The sequence below is a fragment of the Streptomyces venezuelae ATCC 10712 genome (genome assembly GCF_008639165.1).
In the GTDB taxonomy this organism is placed as follows: Bacteria; Actinomycetota; Actinomycetes; order Streptomycetales; family Streptomycetaceae; genus Streptomyces; species Streptomyces venezuelae.
This window is the reverse complement of record NZ_CP029197.1, coordinates 5543247-5563967: the sequence shown is the minus strand read 5'-3', so window position 1 is coordinate 5563967 and position 20721 is coordinate 5543247. Positions and strand designations below refer to the sequence as shown.

Annotated in this window: 17 protein-coding genes and 2 riboswitches; of the genes, 6 read left to right on the top strand and 11 right to left on the bottom strand. The window is 73.1% G+C overall.

All coding sequences use genetic code 11. The features are described from left to right. Positions 1-62: 62 nt before the first annotated feature. From DEJ43_RS25825 to DEJ43_RS25805, 5 genes are all read right to left on the bottom strand, one after another. Positions 63-1826 carry an ABC transporter substrate-binding protein gene (locus DEJ43_RS25825; RefSeq protein WP_015036335.1) on the bottom strand — a complete coding sequence of 588 codons (1764 nt, stop codon included), beginning with the start codon at positions 1824-1826 and terminating at the stop codon, positions 63-65. 107 nt (positions 1827-1933) lie between these two features. Continuing rightward, a complete protein-coding gene (locus DEJ43_RS25820; RefSeq protein WP_015036334.1) occupies positions 1934-2953 on the bottom strand; it encodes an ABC transporter permease in 1020 nt (339 codons plus the stop codon). A gap of 362 nt (positions 2954-3315) precedes the next feature. Beyond that, entirely contained in the window at positions 3316-4107 is a 792-nt protein-coding gene (locus DEJ43_RS25815; RefSeq protein WP_041662891.1) for an enhanced serine sensitivity protein SseB C-terminal domain-containing protein, read from the bottom strand. A 57-nt stretch (positions 4108-4164) separates the two neighbouring features. Further along, positions 4165-4905, bottom strand: coding sequence for an enhanced serine sensitivity protein SseB (locus tag DEJ43_RS25810; protein ID WP_015036332.1), 741 nt, complete (start codon positions 4903-4905; stop codon positions 4165-4167). A gap of 208 nt (positions 4906-5113) precedes the next feature. Beyond that, entirely contained in the window at positions 5114-5776 is a 663-nt protein-coding gene (locus DEJ43_RS25805; protein WP_015036331.1) for an AAA family ATPase, read from the bottom strand. 151 nt (positions 5777-5927) lie between these two features. Next, a riboswitch (glycine riboswitch) is annotated at positions 5928-6027 on the top strand. A 1-nt stretch (position 6028) separates the two neighbouring features. Beyond that, positions 6029-6127, top strand: a riboswitch (glycine riboswitch). Positions 6128-6186: 59 nt separating this feature from the next. Here DEJ43_RS25805 and gcvT point away from each other — a divergent pair. From gcvT to DEJ43_RS25785, 4 genes are all read left to right on the top strand, one after another. After that, positions 6187-7311 carry a glycine cleavage system aminomethyltransferase GcvT gene (gene gcvT / locus DEJ43_RS25800; RefSeq protein WP_015036330.1) on the top strand — a complete coding sequence of 375 codons (1125 nt, stop codon included), beginning with the start codon at positions 6187-6189 and terminating at the stop codon, positions 7309-7311. A 97-nt stretch (positions 7312-7408) separates the two neighbouring features. Further along, positions 7409-7786, top strand: coding sequence for a glycine cleavage system protein GcvH (gene gcvH, locus DEJ43_RS25795; protein ID WP_041662890.1), 378 nt, complete (start codon positions 7409-7411; stop codon positions 7784-7786). A 31-nt stretch (positions 7787-7817) separates the two neighbouring features. Further along, complete coding sequence (locus DEJ43_RS25790) at positions 7818-9086, top strand: serine hydroxymethyltransferase (protein WP_015036328.1); 1269 nt, start codon at positions 7818-7820, stop codon at positions 9084-9086. A gap of 152 nt (positions 9087-9238) precedes the next feature. Then, positions 9239-10609 (top strand): L-serine ammonia-lyase, encoded by a 1371-nt coding sequence (locus DEJ43_RS25785; RefSeq protein ID WP_015036327.1) that lies wholly within the window; start codon positions 9239-9241, stop codon positions 10607-10609. A gap of 62 nt (positions 10610-10671) precedes the next feature. Here DEJ43_RS25785 and DEJ43_RS25780 read toward each other — a convergent pair whose 3' ends face one another. After that, a complete protein-coding gene (locus DEJ43_RS25780) occupies positions 10672-10914 on the bottom strand; it encodes a hypothetical protein (protein ID WP_015036326.1) in 243 nt (80 codons plus the stop codon). A gap of 161 nt (positions 10915-11075) precedes the next feature. Beyond that, positions 11076-12398, bottom strand: coding sequence for an FAD-dependent monooxygenase (locus DEJ43_RS25775; protein WP_015036325.1), 1323 nt, complete (start codon positions 12396-12398; stop codon positions 11076-11078). A 213-nt stretch (positions 12399-12611) separates the two neighbouring features. On the opposite strand from DEJ43_RS25775, the gene DEJ43_RS25765 reads away from it, so the two are divergent. Then, entirely contained in the window at positions 12612-13601 is a 990-nt protein-coding gene (locus DEJ43_RS25765) for an ABC transporter ATP-binding protein (RefSeq protein WP_015036324.1), read from the top strand. Further along, positions 13598-14428, top strand: coding sequence for an ABC transporter permease (locus tag DEJ43_RS25760; protein ID WP_015036323.1), 831 nt, complete (start codon positions 13598-13600; stop codon positions 14426-14428). Before DEJ43_RS25765 ends, DEJ43_RS25760 begins: the two co-directional genes overlap by 4 nt. Positions 14429-14497: 69 nt before the next feature. Here DEJ43_RS25760 and DEJ43_RS25755 read toward each other — a convergent pair whose 3' ends face one another. The 4 genes from DEJ43_RS25755 to DEJ43_RS25740 are packed head-to-tail and all read right to left on the bottom strand — an operon-like array spanning position 14498 to position 20721. Beyond that, the gene (locus tag DEJ43_RS25755) at positions 14498-15424 is read right to left on the bottom strand and encodes a thiopeptide-type bacteriocin biosynthesis protein (RefSeq protein ID WP_015036322.1); all 927 of its coding nucleotides are present in this window, start codon (positions 15422-15424) and stop codon (positions 14498-14500) included. An 11-nt stretch (positions 15425-15435) separates the two neighbouring features. Further along, positions 15436-17031 (bottom strand): nitroreductase family protein, encoded by a 1596-nt coding sequence (locus tag DEJ43_RS25750; protein WP_071891506.1) that lies wholly within the window; start codon positions 17029-17031, stop codon positions 15436-15438. Beyond that, positions 17028-18956 (bottom strand): TOMM precursor leader peptide-binding protein, encoded by a 1929-nt coding sequence (locus DEJ43_RS25745; protein WP_015036320.1) that lies wholly within the window; start codon positions 18954-18956, stop codon positions 17028-17030. The genes DEJ43_RS25750 and DEJ43_RS25745 overlap by 4 nt, the downstream gene beginning before the upstream one ends. Beyond that, positions 18946-20721 (bottom strand): hypothetical protein, encoded by a 1776-nt coding sequence (locus DEJ43_RS25740; protein WP_051025936.1) that lies wholly within the window; start codon positions 20719-20721, stop codon positions 18946-18948. Before DEJ43_RS25740 ends, DEJ43_RS25745 begins: the two co-directional genes overlap by 11 nt.

Here is a 20721-nt window from a genome sequence, read left to right as displayed (position 1 = left end):
CCTCGGCCATCACCTGCCCTTCGGACCTGGCGGCGGGTGGTGCGCCGGTGAAGCGGGTCGGATTACTTGACGACGCCGAGCGACGCGTAGTCGTAGCGGCCGTTGTAGGCGTCGGCCGTGTAGACGTTGGTCAGCCGGGAGCTGCGCCAGATGATGTTCTTCTCGTGGGTGAAGGGCAGGTAGACCGCGGCCTCCGACACCTTCGTGTTGATCTGCTTGTAGAGCTCGCCGGCCTTGTCCGGGTCGGTCTCCTTCAGCGCCTGGTCGAACAGGCCGTTGACGGCCGGGTCGTTCAGCTCCGAGAAGTTGTTGTTACCGCTCTGGAGGATGAAGCGGCCGTCGACCAGCGGCTGCAGGAAGCCCTGGCCGGTCGGGAAGTCGGCGCCCCAGCCCATGATGATGATGCCGTAGCCCTTGTCCTTGACGACCTTCGGCGAACCGATGATGCCGGAGGTCTGGGCGCCGTCGAACTGGTCGATCTGGGCGTCGATGCCGACGGCCTTCAGCGACTGCTGGAGGGACTCGGCGGTCGCGATCTCGATCTTCTTGTTGTTGCGGACCGCGATCGTGGTCTTGAAGCCGTTCGGCTTACCGCACTTCTTCAGGGCCTCCTTGGCCTTGGCGAGGTCCGGGGCACCCCCGAGCTTGCCGTACGGGTCGGCCTTCGGGTCGGCACCCTTGATCGCCGGCGGCAGCATGTTGGAGGCGATGTCGCCACCGGCCTGCGGGCCGCCACGGGCGGTCTGCAGCGACTTGGAGTCGGCCGCGTAGATGATCGCCTTGCGGCACTCGATGTTCGGGATCACCGTCTGCGGGAAGACCGCGTAGCGGATGAAGCCGGTCTGCGGGTTGTCGACGTTGCCCTTGTGCTGCTGGAGCACCTTCTGGCGGGCGGAGGCGCCGACGCCCGTCGCGTTGATGTCGAGGTCGTACTCGCCCTCGACGAGGCGGTTGTCCATGTCGTCGGCGTTCGTGGTGAACGTGACGCTGACGCTGTCCGGGAGCGCCTTGCGGACGTTGTCCGTCTTGGCGTCCCACTTGTCGTTGCGGACGAGCTTGATGGACTTGTTCGGCGTGTACGACTGCCACTTGTACGGGCCGGAGGAGAAGGGCTTCAGGCCGTACTGGGCCTTGGTGTCCTTGTCCTGGCGGACCGGGGAGGCGGCGGGCATGGCCAGCATCTGCAGGAAGTCACCGTTGGCGACCGGCAGCTTGAAGATGATGGTCTTGTCGTCCGGGGTCTCGATGGCCTTGAGGCCGAGCTTGTCCGCGGAGGTGTCCTTGTACGGGCCCTTGTACTCGCCCTTGGGGTCGAGGACCTGCTGGAGGTAGATCGGGCCGCCGGAGATGACGTCCTGGGCCCAGATGCGCTCGATGCCGTACTTGATGTCCTTGGAGGTGATCGGCTTGCCGTCCTCCCAGGTGACCCCGTCCTTCAGCGTGAAGGTGTAGGTGAGGCCGTCCGCCGAGACCTTGCCGGCGTCGGTGGCGAGGTCCGGGACGAGCTCGGTGGAGGCGGTGCCCGGCGCGGCCTTGAAGGTGACCAGCTGACGCGTGTAGTAGCGGGCGAAGTCCCACACGAAGCCGTAGTAGCCGCGCTGCGGGTCCCACGAGTCGGCCTCCTGCGAGCCGATGAACTTCAGCTCGCCGCCCTTCTTGTCGGAGGCGTTGGCGACCTTGTTCACGCCGGCGTTGAAGCCGGGCGTTCCGCCCTTGCCCTTGTCGCCGCCGTCGCCGTTGCCGCCGCCACAGGCGGTCGTGACGACCATCGTGGCCGCCGCGAGCAGCGCGCCCGCGGCGATTCTGCGCTGAGAGCTCTTCAGCATGGTTCCAGCAACCTCCGGGATAGTGGCGGCCGATACGGCGGTCCGCCGATTGGGGATGGGCCTCCTGTCGCCAGCGGCAGGGGCGGGTCGTGCGGGTCGGCGAACGGTCAGCGGGAGCCCTTCGGGTCGAGCGCGTCGCGCACGCCGTCGCCGAAGAGGTTGAACGCCAGGACGGTGACGAAGATCGCGAGGCCGGGGATCACCATGAACAGCGGGTCGGCCTCGTAGGTGGTGATGGCCGTCGACAGCATCTGCCCCCAGGAAGCGGTGGGGGGCTTCACACCCGCGCCGAGGAAGCTGAGGGCCGCCTCGGTGAGGATGTTCGTGGGGATCATCAGCGTCGCGTAGACCGTGATCGGGGCGATCAGGTTGGGCAGCAGCTCGCGGCGCAGGATGTACAGGCGTCCCGCGCCGAGGCTCTGGGCGGCCTCGACGTACTCGCGGTTGCGCAGCGAGAGGGTCTGGCCGCGGACGATGCGGCCCACGTACGGCCAGCCGAAGAAGCCGATGACCAGCACCAGGGCGGCGATCCGGACGCCCGAACCGTCGAGGCCGAGCAGCGAGTTCGGCAGCACGGAGACCAGCGCGATGGTGAAGAGCAGCTGCGGGAAGGCCAGCATCACGTCCATGACGCGGCTGAGGGCGGCGTCGATCCAGCCGCCGAAGTAGCCGGCGATGATGCCGAGGAGGGTGCCGAGGACGACGGCGAAGACCGCGGCCAGGAAGGCGACGAGCAGCGAGATCCGCGCGCCGTAGACGATCCGGCTGAAGACGTCGCGGCCGTTGACCGGCTCGACCCCGAAGAGGAAGTCGGAGCTCACACCGCCCCAGGAGCCGATGGGGGTGCCGAAGAGCGGGTCGATCTGGTCCTCGTGGAACTCGTCCGGCGGGTGGCCGAGCAGGCCGACGATGACCGGCGCGAAGAGCGCGACGAGGATCAGGAAGACGACGACGAACGCGCCCGCGAGGGCCAGCTTGTCGCGCTTGAGGCGGGTCCAGGCGATCTTCCAGGGCGAGCGGCCCTCGATCGCCTTGCCGGAGTTGTCCGGAATGCCGGATGCGTCGGGCGCGCCGCCGACGGTGGCGGTCGACTCGCCCGCACTCGTCTCGTGCAGTGGTGCCGTCATCGTGGTGAGGACCCCTCTCGGCCGCCGGTAGCCGGCCCTTGCCCGCCGCGGGTAGCGGCTCGGTGGAACAACCTGCTGGGCATGTGCTCGAAAGGAGCCGAACGCCCGGTGTTCCGGGGAGTCTTCAATGCGCTTGTGATCACCCGCCAGCCCTGACGAGGAATGTTTGCTCAAACGTGATGCGGTGCTGCGACTTCCGTTATCCGGACGTCGCGATCACGTGAGCGGACCATCTCGGGGCCTCTTCCCCCCAATCGGACATGTCGCTCAACTGGGCGTTCCACCGGCTCTATTGGGGCGAACGAAAACCTCCGGAGCGAACTCCGGAGGCCGGTGGGGTGCGGTGCGGAAAGGGAGACGTCTCAGTATCCGGACGGCGCCGGGGGCGGGTAGCCGTAGCCGGGGACGGCCGCCGCGCCGCGCCCGGCGTGCGCCTCGCGGTCGTAGAACGGCCGCCCGTTCGCCCGCAGCCAGAGCGCCACCGGGTCGTACGCGTCGGAGAGCGCGACCGTCGAGACCGGCAGCCCCTCCGGCACGGCGCCGATCGACTGGCGCATCATCGCCCGCACGGCGTCGACCGCCGCCGGGGAGGTGTCGTACAGATCGAGACCGATGGCGAGGTACGGGGTGCCGAGCGCGGGCTGCACCCAGCCGCGCCGGAGCGCCCGGACGGCCGGGGTGCGGTGCGCGTTCTGCGTGAGCAGGGCGTAGAACTGCGGGAGCTCCAGGGTGGGCTCGCCGACCCGGAGCGGCCCGGCGGGCATCCGGTCGAGGCCGGTGGCGATCCGCCGCAGGTCGGCCCAGGGAATGCCGACGCCGCCGCCGGGGGCGTGCGGATTGAGCCAGACGCCCCAGCGGTCGGGGTAGAGGGCGCGGGCGATCTCACGGCCGGTGACCAGCTCGTGGGCGCGCTGCCAGCCCGAGGCGGACAGTTCCTGGGCGGAGGTCACACAGGGCGCGTAGCCGAAGCCGTCGACCTCCATGTTCCCGTACTGGGCGTCCGCCGAGCCGGGCGTGCCGTGCCAGAGCAGCATCCACAGCTCGCCGTCGGCGAGGGCGTGCAGCAGCTGCTCGTACGCGTCGTAGCGTCCGGGTGCCACCTGGCGCAGCATGTGCTCGACCTGTCCAGCCGCAGCGGTGCCTGACGCGCTCACCCTGGGTTCCGCCCCTCTTGTGTCCACCGAATCAGTTCAGCTTAAACAGGCCGTCCGTCACACGGCGGCGCGCTGGTAGAAGGGCCGCACCCGCTCCAGCATCCAGTCGCCCACCGGGTCCTGCGCCATGTCGAGCAGGATGAGGTTCACCGGCCAGGCGACCTCGACCTGACCGAGGGCGCGGCCGAGGGCGTCCAGGGGTGCGTTGCGGTCGACGCCGTCCCAGGCGGCGAGCTGGACGCCGATGAACAGGGCGGGTTCGGTGCCCTCGACGCTGGCGAGGGTGCGGCGGGCGGTGGTGACGACGCCGGTCGCCTCGAACTCGGCGGAGGCGGCGGCGAGGAAGTCGACGGGATCGTCCTGCCAGTCGGGCTCGAAGAGCCGGACCCGGCCGCCGGTGGCGGGGCCGTCGAGCGGGGTCCGGCCGGCCCGGCAGAGCTCGGCGACGGCGGGCGGGGGCAGCGGGACGCCGACGGTGCCGCCGGGGTTCACGGCGATGCCGAGCTGCGGGGGCAGGCCGCGGGCGAAGTCGCGGGCGGGGGCGACGGTGAAGGACATGTGGCCGCCGACGACGGCGAGGAACTGCTCCTCGGAGCTGAAGACGGGGACGTACGCCGCGCCGTCGATCTCCATCGTGGCGAGGTCGAGGTCGGGGCTGTCGGGTCCGCCGCCGTTGGGCAGCGGCACCCAGACCGGGCTGCGGCCGAGCACCTCGACCAGCCGGCCGCCCGCCGCGGGGTTGCCGAGGGAGGCGGCAAGGACCTCTTCGAGCTCGTTGCCCGGCCACGTCACGTCCACGGTCCCGTTCCCCCTCCTCGCACGGCCTGCCGCACCGGCCGCCCGGCAGCACCCTAACGCCGCCCCGGCACCGCCGTGGCCAAAAAGAAGGGTACGAGGACCCTGCGGGGCGGGGGAGGTACGTCACACGCCCCGGAGGTCGCCGGTCGGGGGCGCGGGCGGTCCCGGGCGCCGACGGCCCCGGGCTCCGACGGTGTCGGCCCCCGGCTCAGGTGGTCTCCCTGAAGCCGATCTTCCGCAGGGTGTCCGCCGCCTCCCGGTCCAGGAGGGTCGCGGAGGCGCAGCCGTGCGGCAGCCGGCCCGACTCGGCGGCCGCGACGAGCCGCCCGACGGCCCGCCGGTGCCGGGCGAAGGCGTAGGCGGAGACGCCCCGGCCGCGGGCGCGCTGGCCCTCGCGGGCGGTGTCCGGGGCGACGTCGAGGAGGACCAGGTGCAGGGCCCGGCCGCGGCGGCGGGCCTCGCGGGCGAGCCAGCCGCGGACCCAGGACTGGGTGCCGCAGTCGTGCACCACCACCCCGGCGCCGGAGCGCAGGGCGCGCCGCAGCCCCGCGTAGTGCGCGAGCCGGACGAGCGGGCGGTACACGGCGTACGGCAGGAACCGCGGCATCCGGGCGTCCCAGCGCTCGCGGGCGTCCTGGGAGTCGATGGCGGCGCCCCCGGCGGCCCGCTTCATGAGGGTGGACTTGCCGCTGCCGGGCAGCCCGGAGACGACCACCAGGTCACCGGCGGCGAAGGTGAGGGCGCGGGGACCCCTGCCGCCGCGCTCGCGCAGGTCGCGCAGGAGCCGGCCGCGGCCGCGGGTCCTGGCGCGGGCTCGCTGGGACGGTATGCCGGTACTCGACGCGTACGCGCCGGTGTGCTGGATCCTCATCGCTTCTCCCCCTGCCGGGCCCGGGAAGACCCTTGCCCACAAAGTGTAAAGAAACGGTAATGGGACACAAGCGATGTGCCCCGTCGGGCTCGCGTGCAATGATGTGCGCGCCAGGCGCGCACAGTCGCCACACAATCGCATACCGGCCGCTCGAATCCGCGCGGGAGAGTTCCGGACCGCACGTCGTGTCCGGACGCCGAAGGAGCAAGACCCTCCCTTGAATCTCTCAGGCCCCGTACCGCGTGGATGAGGCAGATCTGAAAAGCGGGACACCCTGCCGTGTCCCCACCCAAGGTGCAAGCCGAGGATGCCCTCGGTGAACCTCTCAGGTTCCATGACAGATGGGGAGGACGTCCTCGCCCGTCATGTGTTTCGTCACCGATCACGCCCTTGGGACCCGGGAGCCACCCATGAGCATTGCCCCCCGTCTGACTGCCCTCGATGCCCTGCATCGTTCGCTGGGCGCGACCATGACCGACTTCGCCGGCTGGGACATGCCGCTCCGGTACGGCAGCGAGCGGGACGAGCACGTCGCCGTCCGCACCAAGGCGGGCCTCTTCGACCTCTCCCACATGGGCGAGATCACCGTCACCGGCCCGCAGGCCGTCGAGCTCCTCGACCACGCCCTCGTCGGCAACATCTCCACCGTCGGCGTCGGCCGGGCGCGCTACACGATGATCTGCCAGGAGGACGGCGGCATCCTCGACGACCTGATCGTCTACCGCCTCGGCGAGACGGAGTACATGGTCGTCGCCAACGCCTCGAACGCGCAGATCGTCCTGGACGCGCTGACCGGGCGCGCGGCCGGCTTCGACGCCGAGGTGCGCGACGACCGTGACGCGTACGCGCTGATCGCCGTGCAGGGCCCGGAGTCCCCCGGCATCCTGAAGTCGCTCACCGACGCCGACCTGGACGGCCTCAAGTACTACGCCGGCCTCCCCGGCACGGTCGCCGGAGTCCCCGCGCTGATCGCCCGGACCGGCTACACCGGCGAGGACGGCTTCGAGCTGTTCCTGAAGCCCGAGCACGCCGAGGGCGTGTGGAAGGCGCTGACCGAGGCGGGCGCCCCGGTCGGTCTGATCCCCTGCGGCCTGTCCTGCCGCGACACGCTCCGCCTCGAGGCGGGCATGCCGCTGTACGGCCACGAGCTGACCACCTCGCTCACCCCCTTCGACGCGGGCCTCGGCCGGGTCGTGAAGTTCGAGAAGACGACCAACGAAGGCCGGTTCGTCGGCCGCGAGGCCCTGGAGAAGGCCGCCGAGCGCGCCGAGACCGCCCCGCCGCGCAAGCTGGTCGGCCTGGTCGCCGAGGGCCGCCGGGTGCCCCGCGCCGGCTTCTCGGTCGTCAAGGACGGCGTGGTGATCGGCGAGGTCACCTCCGGCGCCCCGTCGCCGACCCTCGGAAAGCCGATCGCGATGGCGTACGTGGACGCGGCGCACGCCGAGCCCGGCACCCAGGGTGTAGGTGTGGACATCCGCGGCACCCACGAGCCGTACGAGGTCGTCGCGCTGCCGTTCTACAAGCGCCAGAAGTGACGTCCGCGCCGCGGAAGTGACGCATCCGTCTCACTTCCCGTCTCACCCCGCAAGACCCACGTTCATCAGCACTCCCCCGATCCAGGAGAATCAGGCCATGAGCAACCCCACGCAGCTGCGCTACACCAAGGAGCACGAGTGGCTGTCGGCCGCCGAGGACGGCGTCGCGACCGTCGGCATCACGGAGTTCGCGGCCAACGCGCTCGGTGACGTCGTCTTCGCCCAGCTCCCCGAGGTCGGCGCCACCGTCACCGCGGGCGAGACCTGCGGTGAGCTCGAGTCGACGAAGTCCGTGAGCGACCTCTACTCCCCCGTGACGGGCGAGGTCGTCGCCGCCAACCAGGACGTGGTGGACGACCCGTCGCTGGTGAACACGGCTCCGTTCGAGGGTGGCTGGCTGTTCAAGGTGCGCGTCACCGGTGAGCCGGACGAGCTGCTCTCCGCCGACGAGTACACCGCGTTCGCCGGGAACTGAGACCGGGCCCGAGACCCTTAGGGATCGATTCATGTCGCTTCTGAACACCCCCCTCCACGAGCTGGACCCGGACGTCGCCGCCGCCGTCGACGCCGAGCTCCGCCGTCAGCAGTCCACGCTCGAGATGATCGCCTCGGAGAACTTCGCTCCGGTCGCCGTCATGGAGGCGCAGGGCTCCGTCCTGACCAACAAGTACGCCGAGGGTTACCCGGGCCGCCGCTACTACGGCGGCTGCGAGCACGTCGACGTGGCCGAGCAGATCGCGATCGACCGGATCAAGGACCTGTTCGGCGCCGAGTACGCCAACGTCCAGCCGCACTCCGGCGCCTCCGCGAACCAGGCCGCCCTCTTCGCGATCGCCCAGCCCGGCGACACGATCCTGGGCCTGGACCTGGCGCACGGCGGTCACCTCACCCACGGCATGCGCCTGAACTTCTCGGGCAAGCAGTTCAACGTGGTCGCGTACCACGTGGACGAGGCCGGCCTGGTCGACATGGCCGAGGTCGAGCGCCTCGCCAAGGAGCACCGCCCGAAGGTGATCATCGCCGGCTGGTCCGCCTACCCGCGCCAGCTGGACTTCGCCGAGTTCCGCCGGATCGCCGACGAGGTCGAGGCCTACCTGTGGGTCGACATGGCCCACTTCGCGGGTCTGGTCGCGGCCGGTCTGCACCCGAACCCGGTCGAGTACGCGGACGTGGTGACCTCCACCACGCACAAGACGCTCGGCGGCCCGCGCGGCGGCATCATCCTGGCGAAGAAGGAGTTCGCGAAGAAGCTGAACTCCTCGGTCTTCCCCGGCTTCCAGGGCGGCCCCCTGGAGCACGTGATCGCGGCCAAGGCCGTCTCCTTCAAGGTCGCGGCCTCCGAGGAGTTCAAGGAGCGCCAGCAGCGCACCCTGGACGGCGCCCGCATCATCGCCGAGCGCCTGGTCCAGGACGACGTCACCGCCCACGGCGTCTCCGTCCTCTCCGGCGGCACGGACGTCCACCTGCTCCTCGTCGACCTGCGCGACAGCGAGCTGGACGGCCAGCAGGCCGAGGACCGGCTCCACGAGGTCGGCATCACGGTCAACCGGAACGCCGTTCCGAACGACCCGCGCCCGCCGATGGTCACCTCCGGTCTGCGCATCGGTACGCCGGCGCTCGCGACCCGCGGCTTCCAGGCCGAGGACTTCACCGAGGTCGGCGACATCATCGCGGAGACCCTGAAGCCCGGCTTCGACGCCGACAAGGCCGCCTCGCTCAAGGCCCGGGTGACGGCGCTCGCCGACAAGCACCCGCTGTACCCCGGCCTGAAGTAATTTCGTACCCTTTTGTTCGTACGAACCTTCGGGGCACCGCGCACACTGGACAGTGAGCGTGGTGCCCCACCCCATGTGATCACGCTGTTCCCCGCGCTTCTCTGCTCCACCCCGGCAGACAACGGCGTCTAGCCCCCACAAGGAGTCATCCCGTGGCCATCTCGGTCTTCGACCTGTTCTCGATCGGCATCGGCCCGTCGAGCTCCCACACGGTGGGACCGATGCGTGCGGCCCGGATGTTCGCCCGCCGCCTGAAGAACGAGGGCCTGCTCGCCCACACCGCGCACCTCCGGGCGGAGCTGTACGGCTCGCTCGGCGCGACCGGCCACGGCCACGGCACCCCCAAGGCCGTCCTCCTCGGCCTCGAAGGCAGCTCGCCGCGCACGGTGAACGTCGAGACGGCCGACGACGAGGTCGAGCGGATCAAGACCAGCGGCCGGATCAACCTCCTCGGCGCGCACGAGATCCCCTTCGACTTCGACGCCGACCTGATACTGCACCGGCGCAAGGCGCTGCCCTACCACGCCAACGGGATGACGATCTTCGCGTACGACGCGGAGGGCGCCCCGATCCTGGAGAAGACGTACTACTCGGTCGGCGGCGGCTTCGTCGTCGACGAGGACGCCGTCCAGGGCGAGAACCCGATCGTCCCCGACGACACCGTCCTCAAGTACCCCTTCCGCACCGGCGACGAACTGCTCCGGCTCGCCAAGGAGACCGGCCTGTCGATCTCCGCGCTGATGCTGGAGAACGAGAAGGCCTGGCGCACCGAGGACGAGATCCGCGCGGGCCTGCTGGAGATCTGGCGGGTCATGCAGTCCTGCGTCTCGCGCGGCATGTCCCGCGAGGGCATCCTGCCCGGCGGCCTGAAGGTCCGCCGGCGCGCCGCGAACCTGGCCCGCAAGCTGCGCTCCGAGGGCGACCCGAAGACGCACGCCATGGAGTGGATCACCCTCTACGCGATGGCCGTGAACGAGGAGAACGCGGCCGGCGGCCGGGTCGTCACCGCCCCGACGAACGGCGCGGCCGGCATCATCCCCGCCGTCCTGCACTACTACACGAACTTCGTGCCCGGCGCCGACGACGACGGCATCGTCCGCTTCATGCTGGCGGCCGGCGCGGTCGGCATGCTCTTCAAGGAGAACGCCTCCATCTCCGGCGCCGAGGTCGGCTGCCAGGGCGAGGTCGGCTCGGCCTGCTCGATGGCCGCCGGCGCCCTCGCCGAGGTCCTCGGCGGCACGCCGGAACAGGTGGAGAACGCGGCAGAGATCGGCATGGAACACAACCTGGGCCTGACCTGCGACCCGGTCGGCGGCCTGGTCCAGATCCCCTGCATCGAACGCAACGGCATGGCGGCGGTCAAGGCCGTCACGGCGGCGAAGATGTCGATGCGCGGCGACGGCAGCCACCTGGTCTCCCTCGACAAGGTCATCAAGACCATGAAGGAGACGGGCGCGGACATGAGCGTCAAGTACAAGGAAACCGCGCGGGGCGGCCTCGCGGTGAACATCATCGAGTGCTGACCCCTGCCCGCGTGGCGGGTGTCGGCCCGCGCCGTTGGGGCGGCGCGGGCCTGGTTTTCCGGTCAGTAGCGGACCCAGAGGACTATGACGTCCGGGCGGGTCGACGTGAAGGGCTCGCAGAAGAAGATCGAGCCCCAGATGTGGCGGCCCGCGACGCCCGCCGCCTGGCATTCGGCGTACGAGGAGTGGTGGCTGCGGGCGTAGAAGCCGGGGCCGGGGGCGGCCTCGGCGGAGGCGGCGGTGCCGAGGGCGAGGGCTCCGGCGGTGGCCGCGGTGGCCAGTGCGGCTGCGATGCGACGGTACATGGCATGTCCTCCTGAAAACGCCGGGATGCCCCGGCGGAGTGCGTGACGATGCGATGTGGAGCGTTGCGGTGCGATGCGGTGCGGTATGTGCCGGCTGCGCAGCCGGGTCGAACGTACCGTCGCGGACAGGGCCGCACAATAGGTCTAGGCCAATAGCCGGATCACGCCGGGGTCGGCAGCACGCTCCTCCCCGTCTCGTGCGCGTACAGCATCGCCCGGTCACGCAGGGCCGCGTGAACCGCCATGCGGGCGTCGCGGCGGCGCTGCGCCGGGCCGTCGGGCAGGTGCAGGATCCCCGCGTTGCCGCGCGAGCCGCGCTGGATCTCCGCCGTGCGGGGGATCCGCAGCGACTGGTAGCGGTCGAGCCGGGCCGCGGTCGTCGACGGCGCCGGATCGGCCAGGCAGGCCGCCAGGTCCATCGCGTCCTCGACCGCCTGGTTCGCGCCCTGCGCCATGAACGGCAGCATCGGGTGGGCCGCGTCACCGAGCAGGGTCAGCCGCCGCGAGGACCACACGTCCAGCGGCGGGCGGTCGTGCAGCGCCCACTGCAGGGTCGTCTCCACGGCGCCCACCACGTCCGCGACCAGACCGTTCCAGCCGCCGAACACCTGGCGCAGCGCCTCCGGATCGCCGGGGACCGACCAGGACTCGCCCGGGGACTGCGCCATCGGCACCGTCGCCGCGAAGCTCAGGTACTCCCCCGCCGCGACCGGGTAGCACACGAAGTGCCCGCCCGGGCCGAGCCAGAGGCGCACCAGAGGCGCGCGGGCCGCGTCCGGCAGCCGGTCCATCGGCACCAGGCCCCGGTAGATGCCGAGCCCGGAGAACTCCGGCTCGTCGCGCCGGAACGCCTCGCGGACGGTGGAGTGGATGCCGTCGGCGCCGACCACCAGCTCCGCCCCGCGGACGGTCCCGTCCTCGAAGGCCAGCCGGACGCCGTCTCCCGCCCCGTCCGTCTCCCGCGCCTCGCTGAGGCGTTCGCCCAGCTTGAGGCTGCCCTCGTCGACGAGCGTGAGGAGGGCGTCGTGCAGATGCGCCCGGTGCACCGTGTAGTACGGAGCGCCGTACATCCCCTCGCACTCCGCGCCCAGCGGCGTCCGGGCGATCGGCCGCCCGCTCCAGCCACGTACCTCCATGGCGTCGATCGCCACCGCCCGCTCGCGCAGGGCCGGGCCGAGGCCGAGCCGGAGCAGCGGCCTGACGGCGTTCGGCGAGAGCTGGACCCCCGCCCCTACCTCGGCGAGCCGCCGCGTCTGCTCGTACACCGTGTACGCGATACCCATGGAGGAGAGCGCGCCGGCCAGCGTCAGGCCGCCGATGCCGGCGCCGACCACCGAGACGTGCGGCCGCTCCTCCCCTCCCCACTCGTCCAGATCCCCGAACCGCACCTTTGAGACCGCCTTCCGCGTCGCTGCTGTGTCGGCACCTTCGGCGTCGCCGGCCGCGGTCTCCCGCAGCCCGGCCGTCCGCCGCACCCCGAGCATGGGCGGCCCACCGGCCCCCGGCAACGCGGGTCACGCCCCGCGCTGACAACTGTCGCGGCTTCCATGACGTCCGTCACCGCCGCCCCGGCGCGCCCGGTCCCGCCCTCCTGACCGCGCCTAACGTCGAGGCTGCGCCCGGGAGTCCGTCTGCGGGCGACGACCCCACGACACCCACACCGGGAGGCACACAGTGACACGAGCCGAGGGACCGCGGTGACCGCCGCGGTGGCCGTGGAAGGCCTGCAGAAGCGGTACGGCGACCACGAGGCCGTGCGCGGCGTCGACTTCAGCGTCGCCGAGGGCGAGATCTTCGCCCTGCTCGGGCCGAACGGCGCGGGCAAGACCACCACCCTGGAGATCCTGGAGGGCTTCCGCGACCGCGACGGCGGCCGCGTCGAGGTCCTGGGGCGCGACCCCGGCGTGAAGGCCGACGGCCACTGGCTGCGCGGCCAGGTGGGCCTGGTGCTCCAGGACATCGCCGTGGAGCCCTATCTGTCGGTACGGGAGACCGTGGCCCGCAACGCCGGCTACTACCCGGACCCGCGGAACGTCGACGAACTGCTCGACCTCGTCGGTCTGAACGAGAAGAAGGGCGCCAAGGTCAAGGACCTGTCCGGCGGCCAGAAGCGGCGTCTCGACCTGGCGCTCGGCGTCGTCGGCCGGCCCAGGCTGCTGTTCCTCGACGAGCCGACGACCGGCTTCGACCCGAACGCCCGGCGCGGCGCCTGGGACGTGGTGCGCAATCTCCGCGACGACGGCACCACCATCGTCCTCACCACCCACTACATGGACGAGGCGCAGGCCCTGGCCGACTCGGTCGTGGTGATCGCCGAGGGCCGGATCGTCGCCTCGGGCACCCCGGACACCCTCGGTGGCCGGGACAGCGCCCAGACCCGGATCCGCTTCGCGCTGCCGGACGGCGCCGCGCTCGCCGACGTACCCCTGCCGGTGAGCGACGTCGAGGACGGCCTGGTGACCGCCGAGACGACCGAGCCGACGGCCGCGCTGCACCGGCTGACCGGCTGGGCCCTCGACCGGGGGACTCCGCTGGACCGGCTGACCGTCGAGCAGCCGACCCTCGAGGACGTCTATCTGAGCCTGACCAAGGAGTACGTACAGCAGGAAGCCTCCTCGCCGTCGTCCGCGCGCGAGCGCAAGGCGCCCGCGGGACGAGGCCGCCGACCCGGACGGAGCCGCTCATGACCACGCTCATCCCCCCGACCACGGAGACCGCACCGGTGGTCCCGTCCGCACGCGCGGACGCCCCGCGCGAGCGGAACCCGCTGGCCCTGCTGGGCCATCAGATCCGTTACGAACAGCTGTCGTTCTGGCGCAACCCGCAGTCGATGGTCTTCACGTTCGTGCTGCCGATCGTCATCATCGGCATCTTCGGCGCCGTCTTCAGCGGCAGCGAGGGCCAGGACTTCTTCTTCGGCCTGACGGGCATGCAGTACTACACGCCGGTGATCGCCGCGGTGTCCGTACTCGGCGCCTGCTACGGCCAGTTGGCGATCGTGCTCGCGATGCGCCGGCAGACCGGGGTGCTGAAGCGGCTGCACGCGACGCCGCTGCCCGCCTGGGTGTACTTCGCGGGCCTCCTCGTGCACTGCGTCGTCGTCAGCATCGTGGACGTCGCGCTGGTCTTCGGCATCGGCGCGCTGTACGGCGTCGACCTGCCCACCCACTGGGGCGCGGTGCTGCTGACCCTGGTGCTCGGCGCGGCAAGCTTCTGCGCGCTCGGCGTCGGCGTGGCCTCGCTGATCAAGAACTCGGAGGCGGCCCCGGCCGTCGTGCAGTTCATCCAGTTCCCGCTGGTCTTCATCTCGGGCAGCTACTTCCCGATCCACGCGGAGCTCCTCAACACCATCGCGGGCCTGCTGCCCGTGAAGCCGTTCAACGACGCCATGCTGGCGCTGTTCACCCAGGACGCCGGCTTCCAGTGGCGGGACCTCGCGGTCCTCGCCGGCTGGGGTGTCATCGGCGCCCTGATCGCCGTCCGCAGCTTCCGCTGGGACCCGCGCCCCGAGTAGCGGGGACGCGCACCACGAAAAGGCCCGACCGGGAGACCGGCCGGGCCTTTCGTGTTCCCCGTGGGGGGGTCAAGCGTGCTGCGGTACGGGGGTGTTCGCCGGCAGCGGGAACGCGTGGGCCAGGACCGCGTAGGTGCGCAGCTCCTCCAGGAGGCTCAGGCCGAGCCGGTTGTGGAGCATGTGCGCGTGCGAGAAGAGGACCATGCCGGGGTGGGACGGGGACTGCTCCCGGATCTCCTCCGCGTGGGCGGCGATCCGGGCGTGCCAGCCGGCGAACGGGCCGTGGGCCGCCGGGTCGAGGGCGACCGTCCCCTCGACCCGGGTGATCGTGTCGAGGAGTCCGGCCGGGTGCCCGGCCTCGGCGGCCCAGGCGCGCCAGGCGCCGAGCCCGTGGGCGTAGTAGTACGCGCGCTCCGCCGGGTCCCCGAGGGCCGCGGCGACCGCCACGGTGCCGCGCAGGGCGAGCGTCGCCCGCTGCCGTTCGCCGGTGACCCGGGGCAGGGCGGCGAGGACGAGGGCGCTGGACAGTTCGAAGAGGGACTCGGCGGCGGGCATCAGGGACGCGCCGCCGTACCGGTCGTACTCCGGCTCGTAGACGGCCGGGTGGACGCCGGGGGGCAGCAGGGCCTTCACCGAGGTGTTCTCGCCGGTCTCGCCCGCGGCGGCGAGCCGCTCGGCCCCGCTGCGGTAGGCGGCGGGGTCGAGCGGCTCCTCGCCCTCGGCGGGCGCGCCGGCGACGGCGAGGCGTTCGGCGAGGGCGGCCGCCACGCGGGCGCGCGCCGCGTCGTCGAGGTCGCCGACGCGCAGGCGCAGATGGGGGCCGGACTGCCAGTAGCGGATGAAGAACCACGGTGTGCCGGGGGGGAGTTCGCGGATCGTGGGGCCGATGACATCGGTGACGACCCGGTCGTGTGCCGACCGGGCCGTCGTGCCGAGGTGGAGGTGCCAGGCGGTCCATGCGGTCCGCCGTGGCGTGGTGGGCGGGGTCGGGGTCACGGGACGCTCCTTCAGAGTCTGAGGTCGAGCAGCGCGCCGCCGGTGTCCTGCGGTACTCCCACGACCACGGACAGGACGATCATCTCGTCGGGGTCCAGGCCGAGGACGCGCTGGGTGGGAATCTCCTTGAAGGCCCGCACGGGGCGGGCGAAGAGGCCGGAGGCGGCGGCGGACAGGCAGAGTCCGTGCGCGGCCCAGCCGGCGGCGTGCTGCACGGCGCCCCAGCCGGCGGTCCCGAGGCGCTCGAAGAGCTCCCGGGTCCGTACGGACAGGAACACGGTGAGGGGCGCGTCGTGGATGCCGCAGCCGTTGACGGGCGAGAGGCCGTAGCCGTACCGCTCCTCCAGGCGTCGCGGCGCGGTCGGGTCGGCGCGCAGCAGGTGGGCGGCGCCGTCCCGCAGCAGGTGCACGCCGTCGGTCCGGCCCGTGACGCCCTGGACGACCGCGGTCACCTTCAACGCCTCGAAGGCGGCGGCGAGTTCGGGTCCCGGCGGGGGGACGGAGAGCCAGCGGGCGGCGCTGTCGAGGGCCTCGGCGGGTACCGTACGGCGCCGGCCGCTCATGCCGTGCAGGGCGCGCGGCATGCGTCCGGAGTGGCGCCGCCACAGCAGCTCGGCCCAGTCCGGCGCGATCGCGGAGGGGGCGAGGTCCGCCGGGACGGCGGTGGTGAGCGGGGCGGCGGCGCCGTCGTAGGTCTGCTCGCGGTTGACGCGGATGAGCGCGGCGAGGGCGGGGTCGGTACGGGGCAGGTGGTCCGGGGGTTCGGTGGGCGCGTGTCCCGCCAGGGCCGGCGGCTCGGGGGGCGCGTGGCCCTCCTCGCCGTCGAGTTCCACGACGAACGGGAGGGACCAGGCCCAGGCGTCGTCGAGGCCGAGGGCGGGCAGCAGGCGGTGGGCGTCCCGCCCGGGCGGCCGCAGCCGCGCGGGGACGTCGAACAGCTCAAGGCCCAGGCTCAACGACCGCAGCACGAAGCCGAGTTCGATGGCGATGAGCGAACCGCGGAACCACTGGTAGGCGGGCGGCACGCTGGTGTACCGGCCGGTGAGCACGACGTTCCGGGCGGGGGCGGCCGGGGCGCCGGTGAGGGCGTGCCGGTCCGGCTCCAGAAGCCGCCACGGCATGCCCGCGCCCCCGTCCACGAAGGCGTGGACGGGGAAGAGGCAGCGCGGCGAGGCGTACGGCCGGTGGTCGTTGTAGGGGTTCTCGGGCTCCCTGCGCTGCGGTCCGAAGGCGGTCACGAGGGCGCGGCCGAGCCGGTCGGCGACCGGCTCGGCCGCGGGACGGTCGGCGCTGCCGAGGGGGCCCGGCAGCGCCGGGTACGGCAGCCCCGCGAGACGGTCGTGGGTGCCGAGCGGCAGGGGCTCGCGCGGGCCGCCCCCGCGCGGCGGCGGGGGCGGTACGTGGGTGTCGGGCGGCGGCTGCGGCACCCAGGTCCACGGGGGCGCCTCCGGTGCGTCGTCCCCGGCCCCGTACGCGTACCAGAGGGGCTCACGGGCGATGCTGTTGTCGCCCTCGGGTCCCGGCAGGTCGACGGGGCCGCGCCGGGTCCACGCCCCGGCCGCGGCGGAGTCGCCGGATGCGGCACGCGGGGCGGTCGGGGCCGTCACGGGAACGGGTGGGGGTCGAGGGGGATCGCCCGGTGCTCCTGCCCGGTGCCGCGCAGCGCGGCGGTGAGCCGGGGCAGTCCGGCGAGCCGCTGCTGGGCGTGGCCGAAGCACATCGGGACGATGCCGGGGACGACCGCGCGGGCCACGTGGATGCCCGCGTCGGCGTGCTCGCGGCTGGTCTGGTCGACGAGGACGATCCGGTCGAGCCCGGCCTCGGCGAAGAGTCCGCGGACGAAGTCCAGGGCGCCGCGCACGTCTCCGCCGGAGCCGCGTTCCATCCGCCCGGGCCAGCCGGGGAAGGCCTCGTCGAGGGTGACCCGGGGGCCGCCGAGGGCGGCGGTGGCGCGGGCGGCGGTCTCGGGCAGCGAGGAGAACCGGACGTGGTCCTCCAGCTCCTGGACCAGCCACGGGTCCTCGACCATCGGTTCGACGGTCTCGCGGGTCCAGTCGACCGGGTTGGTGACGAGCTGGGCGACCTCGCGCAGGGCGCCGCGGATCGCGGACTGCGGGTCGGCGCCGGAGCCGGCCGAGGAGAAGGTGGCGGGGAAGGGGTTGAGCCGGTTGACCGCGAGCACCCAGACGACCGGGAGGCCGATGTCCTGGGTGGCGACGAGGAGGTGCACGTCGAAGCCGCGCGACTCCATCAACTCGATCATGGCGCGGCTGGTGGGGTCGGTGAGGGAGGAGTTCGGGATGGTGGGCAGCGGGGCTGCCCGGTGCCAGGAGAGCAGGAACGCGTCCCGCTCGGCCAGCTCGAACAGCGAGTGCAGGGCGGCCTCTTCGAGGTTGGCGCCGACGGCGCAGCCGCTGGAGGACTCGTAGAAGTAGTGCTTGCGGCCGGGCGTCCCGGCGGCGCGGGCGGCCCTGCGGTCCCGGCGGTGGTTGTACTCGTACTGGTAGAAGGCGTGGTCGGCGGGGACGAGCAGCGGACGGCCGTCGCCGAGGTCGTGGCCCCACACCCAGTCCATCGGGGTGTCCGCGTCGAACGGCGTGGCCCGGCTGGTCGGATGGGCGAGCTGCTCGGCCGTGTACTGCCCGAGACCGGCCGGGTCGACGGCGTGGTCGGCGACCTCCGTGTACGAGCGGTCGGTGAGCACCGGGATGTCGTACGGGAAGCCCGCGAGCCGTTCGTACGCCTCCAGGACCGCCACCGGACCGGTCTCGGCGAAGGTACGGGCGCGGCCGTGGCCCATGGCCGGGGCGTCCGGCACCACGGCCATGCTCATCGCGAACGGGGCACGGGACTCGCGCAGCAGGGCGCGGACCGGTCCGAAGCGGTCGTCGACGAGCCGGTCCTGGAGGACCCCGCGCTCGACCAGCCGGCTCGCGGCGGTGCGGGTGCAGTCGTCCGGGAAGGCGGGCCGGCCGGTCAGGGCGAGCGGCGCCGGCGTCCGCGTGCCGTCGAGGCGGTCGTACGCCGGTCCGCACAGCGGGCAGTGGAAGCTGCGGGCGACGCGGTGGCGGCGCAGGCCGCGCGGCGAGACGGAGAAGAGTTCACCGGGCCCGAGCGGCCGCCTCACCAGGTGCTCCAGGGTCGCCCGGAGCAGTTCGGGGAGGAGCGGCGCGCCCGGCCCGGGGGCGGCGGTCGCCTGCCGGAGGTCTCCGACGAGCGGGTGGTCGGGCACGGTCCGGTCGCGGACCTCGGCGCAGCCGGCGCAGCCCGCGTCCGTGCCGGCCCGCCAGAGCGGTCCGACGAGGACCTCGTCGCCCCGGAGGCGTACGGAGAGGTGGTCGCGGCCTGCGGCGCGGGCCCCGTCGAGGCGCTCCCGCTCCCAGTCGAGGTGCCAGCCGCGGTCGACCGCGACGGTGGACTCCGGGAAGACGTCGGTGAGGACGTCGAGCACGGAGCGCCAGTCCTCGTCGGCGGGGTGGGCGTCGAGCCCGGGGCCGAGGGCGAGGGAGATCGCGAGGGTGTCAGTGGGCATCGTGGGCCTCCACGGGGCCGTACCAGAGGGGGAGCTCGCCGAGGACCGGGTCGTGGCGGACGGCCGTGCCCCGGTACGTGGTGCCGGAGCGTGCCGCGAGGTCGGCCCGGAGGGTGTCGAGGGCGGCGCGGTCGGCGAAGAGCAGGGCGTCGGTGGAGAGCGGGTCGACGGTGCCCGGCTCCGTGCTCGTCTGGGTGCGGGCGAGCGCGGTGCACAGGGCGTTCCGGGCGGCTTCCGCCGCGTCGGCGCCCCAGGCGCGGGCGAGGCGGGCGCCGTCGGCGGTCACCTCGGCGAGCCGCCAGCCGAGGCCGGGCAGGGAGTGGAACCGCACGTGGGGCTCGGGGCCGAGGAGGCGGCGAAGGGCGGCGAGTATCCGCAGGCCTTCGGGGTCGAGCGCCTCCTCGCCGCCCGCGGCCACGGCGGGGGCGCCCGCCGGGAGGGCCGCGGGCGGCACGTGCGGGGTGACGGTCGTCGCCGGCAGGGGCCGGGTCTCCTCGGCGAGCAGGCGCAGGGCGCCGTCGAGGAGCCAGTGTTCCCTGGTGAGCCCGGCCGCCGGGGTGGGAGCCCCGGGGATGTGGGCGGACGGGCCGGCCGCCGGGGTGGGAGCCCCGGGGATGAGGGCCCGGAGGGCCGCCAGGGTGGCCGCCACCGTGGCGGTCTCCTGGTGGGCGGCCCAGGCGAGGACCGTGGTCGGGGGGCGGCCGCCGGACCGGAGTTCGGCGGCGCGCAGGGCGAGTGGCATCTGGGGCAGGTCGGCGCCCTCGGTGAGGGCGAGGAGCCCGGTCCAGCGGGCGGCGAGCGGGGTCGCCGTCTCGCGTGCCTCGTCGGGTTCGGGGCGGGGCTCGGCGGGCGCGGTGCCGAGGTCGGAGGGCTGCTCCGGGGTCTCGGGGAGGGAGCCCGGTCGGCCGGTCGCGGCCGCCGGGTGGGCTCCCTCGACGGACACCCGGTCGGAGACCAGGTCCGTCCCGTGCACGACGTGGGCCTCGCCCGGGTCGGCGGTGCCGGTCAGGACGTCGACGAGGAGCTGGGCGCCGAGGGCGCCGGCCAGCGCGTCCGCCATGGGGCGGGGCGCCGGCGCGGTGGACTCGGCGGCGGCCCAGGCACGGGCCCGGTCGCGGAACGCGGCCCCCGCGGCGGGGTGTCCGGGGCCGGTGACCGCAGGTCCGGGGCCGGTGACCGCGGGGCCGACGAGGGTGACGCCGGTGCCGCCGAGCAGCACCGGGACGACGAGGGGCGCCTCGACGGAGCCGGTCCCGTCGTCCTCGCGGATGTCGAGGACCGCGTCCGGGGCGCCGGCCGGCCCGTCCGTACCGGTGAGGACCGTGCCGATCCCCGCCCGGCGCAGGCCGCGCACGGCGGGTCCGGTCGCGGTGGCGGGTCCGGTGACGAGGACGGTCGCGGCCCGGAGCCGGGCGAAGGCGCCGTACGGGTCGTCGAGGAGGCCTTCGAGGCGGGCGAGCGCCTCGGTGTGGCGTTCCCGTACGGCGGCGGGCGGTTCGGGCGCGGTGTGCGCGGCCGGGTCGAGGAGCAGTCCGTTCTCGCGGAGCTTGTCGACGAGGAGGCGGACGGCGGGGCGGGCGCGTTCGGTGCCGATCTCGGCGACGAGCGCGTCCTCGTCGGTGCCGTCCTCCAGGAGCGGGACGCAGCCCTGGGCGACGGCGTGCAGGACCTCGGAGCCGCGCAGGACGAACTGGGCGCGGGCGCCGCTGAAGTAGACGCCGCCGGGGATGGGGGCGTAGTGCAGGTCGGGGCGTGCCTTGAGCAT

Coding starts and splice junctions, on each gene's coding strand:
- DEJ43_RS25740 (WP_051025936.1), bottom strand. CDS start 20,721: ATGCTCAAGGCACGCCCCGACCTGCACTACGCCCCCATCCCCGGCGGC.
- gcvT (WP_015036330.1), top strand. CDS start 6,187: ATGAGCATTGCCCCCCGTCTGACTGCCCTCGATGCCCTGCATCGTTCG.
- DEJ43_RS25825 (WP_015036335.1), bottom strand. CDS start 1,826: ATGCTGAAGAGCTCTCAGCGCAGAATCGCCGCGGGCGCGCTGCTCGCG.
- DEJ43_RS25790 (WP_015036328.1), top strand. CDS start 7,818: ATGTCGCTTCTGAACACCCCCCTCCACGAGCTGGACCCGGACGTCGCC.
- DEJ43_RS25745 (WP_015036320.1), bottom strand. CDS start 18,956: ATGCCCACTGACACCCTCGCGATCTCCCTCGCCCTCGGCCCCGGGCTC.
- DEJ43_RS25820 (WP_015036334.1), bottom strand. CDS start 2,953: ATGACGGCACCACTGCACGAGACGAGTGCGGGCGAGTCGACCGCCACC.
- DEJ43_RS25760 (WP_015036323.1), top strand. CDS start 13,598: ATGACCACGCTCATCCCCCCGACCACGGAGACCGCACCGGTGGTCCCG.
- DEJ43_RS25775 (WP_015036325.1), bottom strand. CDS start 12,398: ATGCTCGGGGTGCGGCGGACGGCCGGGCTGCGGGAGACCGCGGCCGGC.
- gcvH (WP_041662890.1), top strand. CDS start 7,409: ATGAGCAACCCCACGCAGCTGCGCTACACCAAGGAGCACGAGTGGCTG.
- DEJ43_RS25780 (WP_015036326.1), bottom strand. CDS start 10,914: ATGTACCGTCGCATCGCAGCCGCACTGGCCACCGCGGCCACCGCCGGA.
- DEJ43_RS25805 (WP_015036331.1), bottom strand. CDS start 5,776: ATGAGGATCCAGCACACCGGCGCGTACGCGTCGAGTACCGGCATACCG.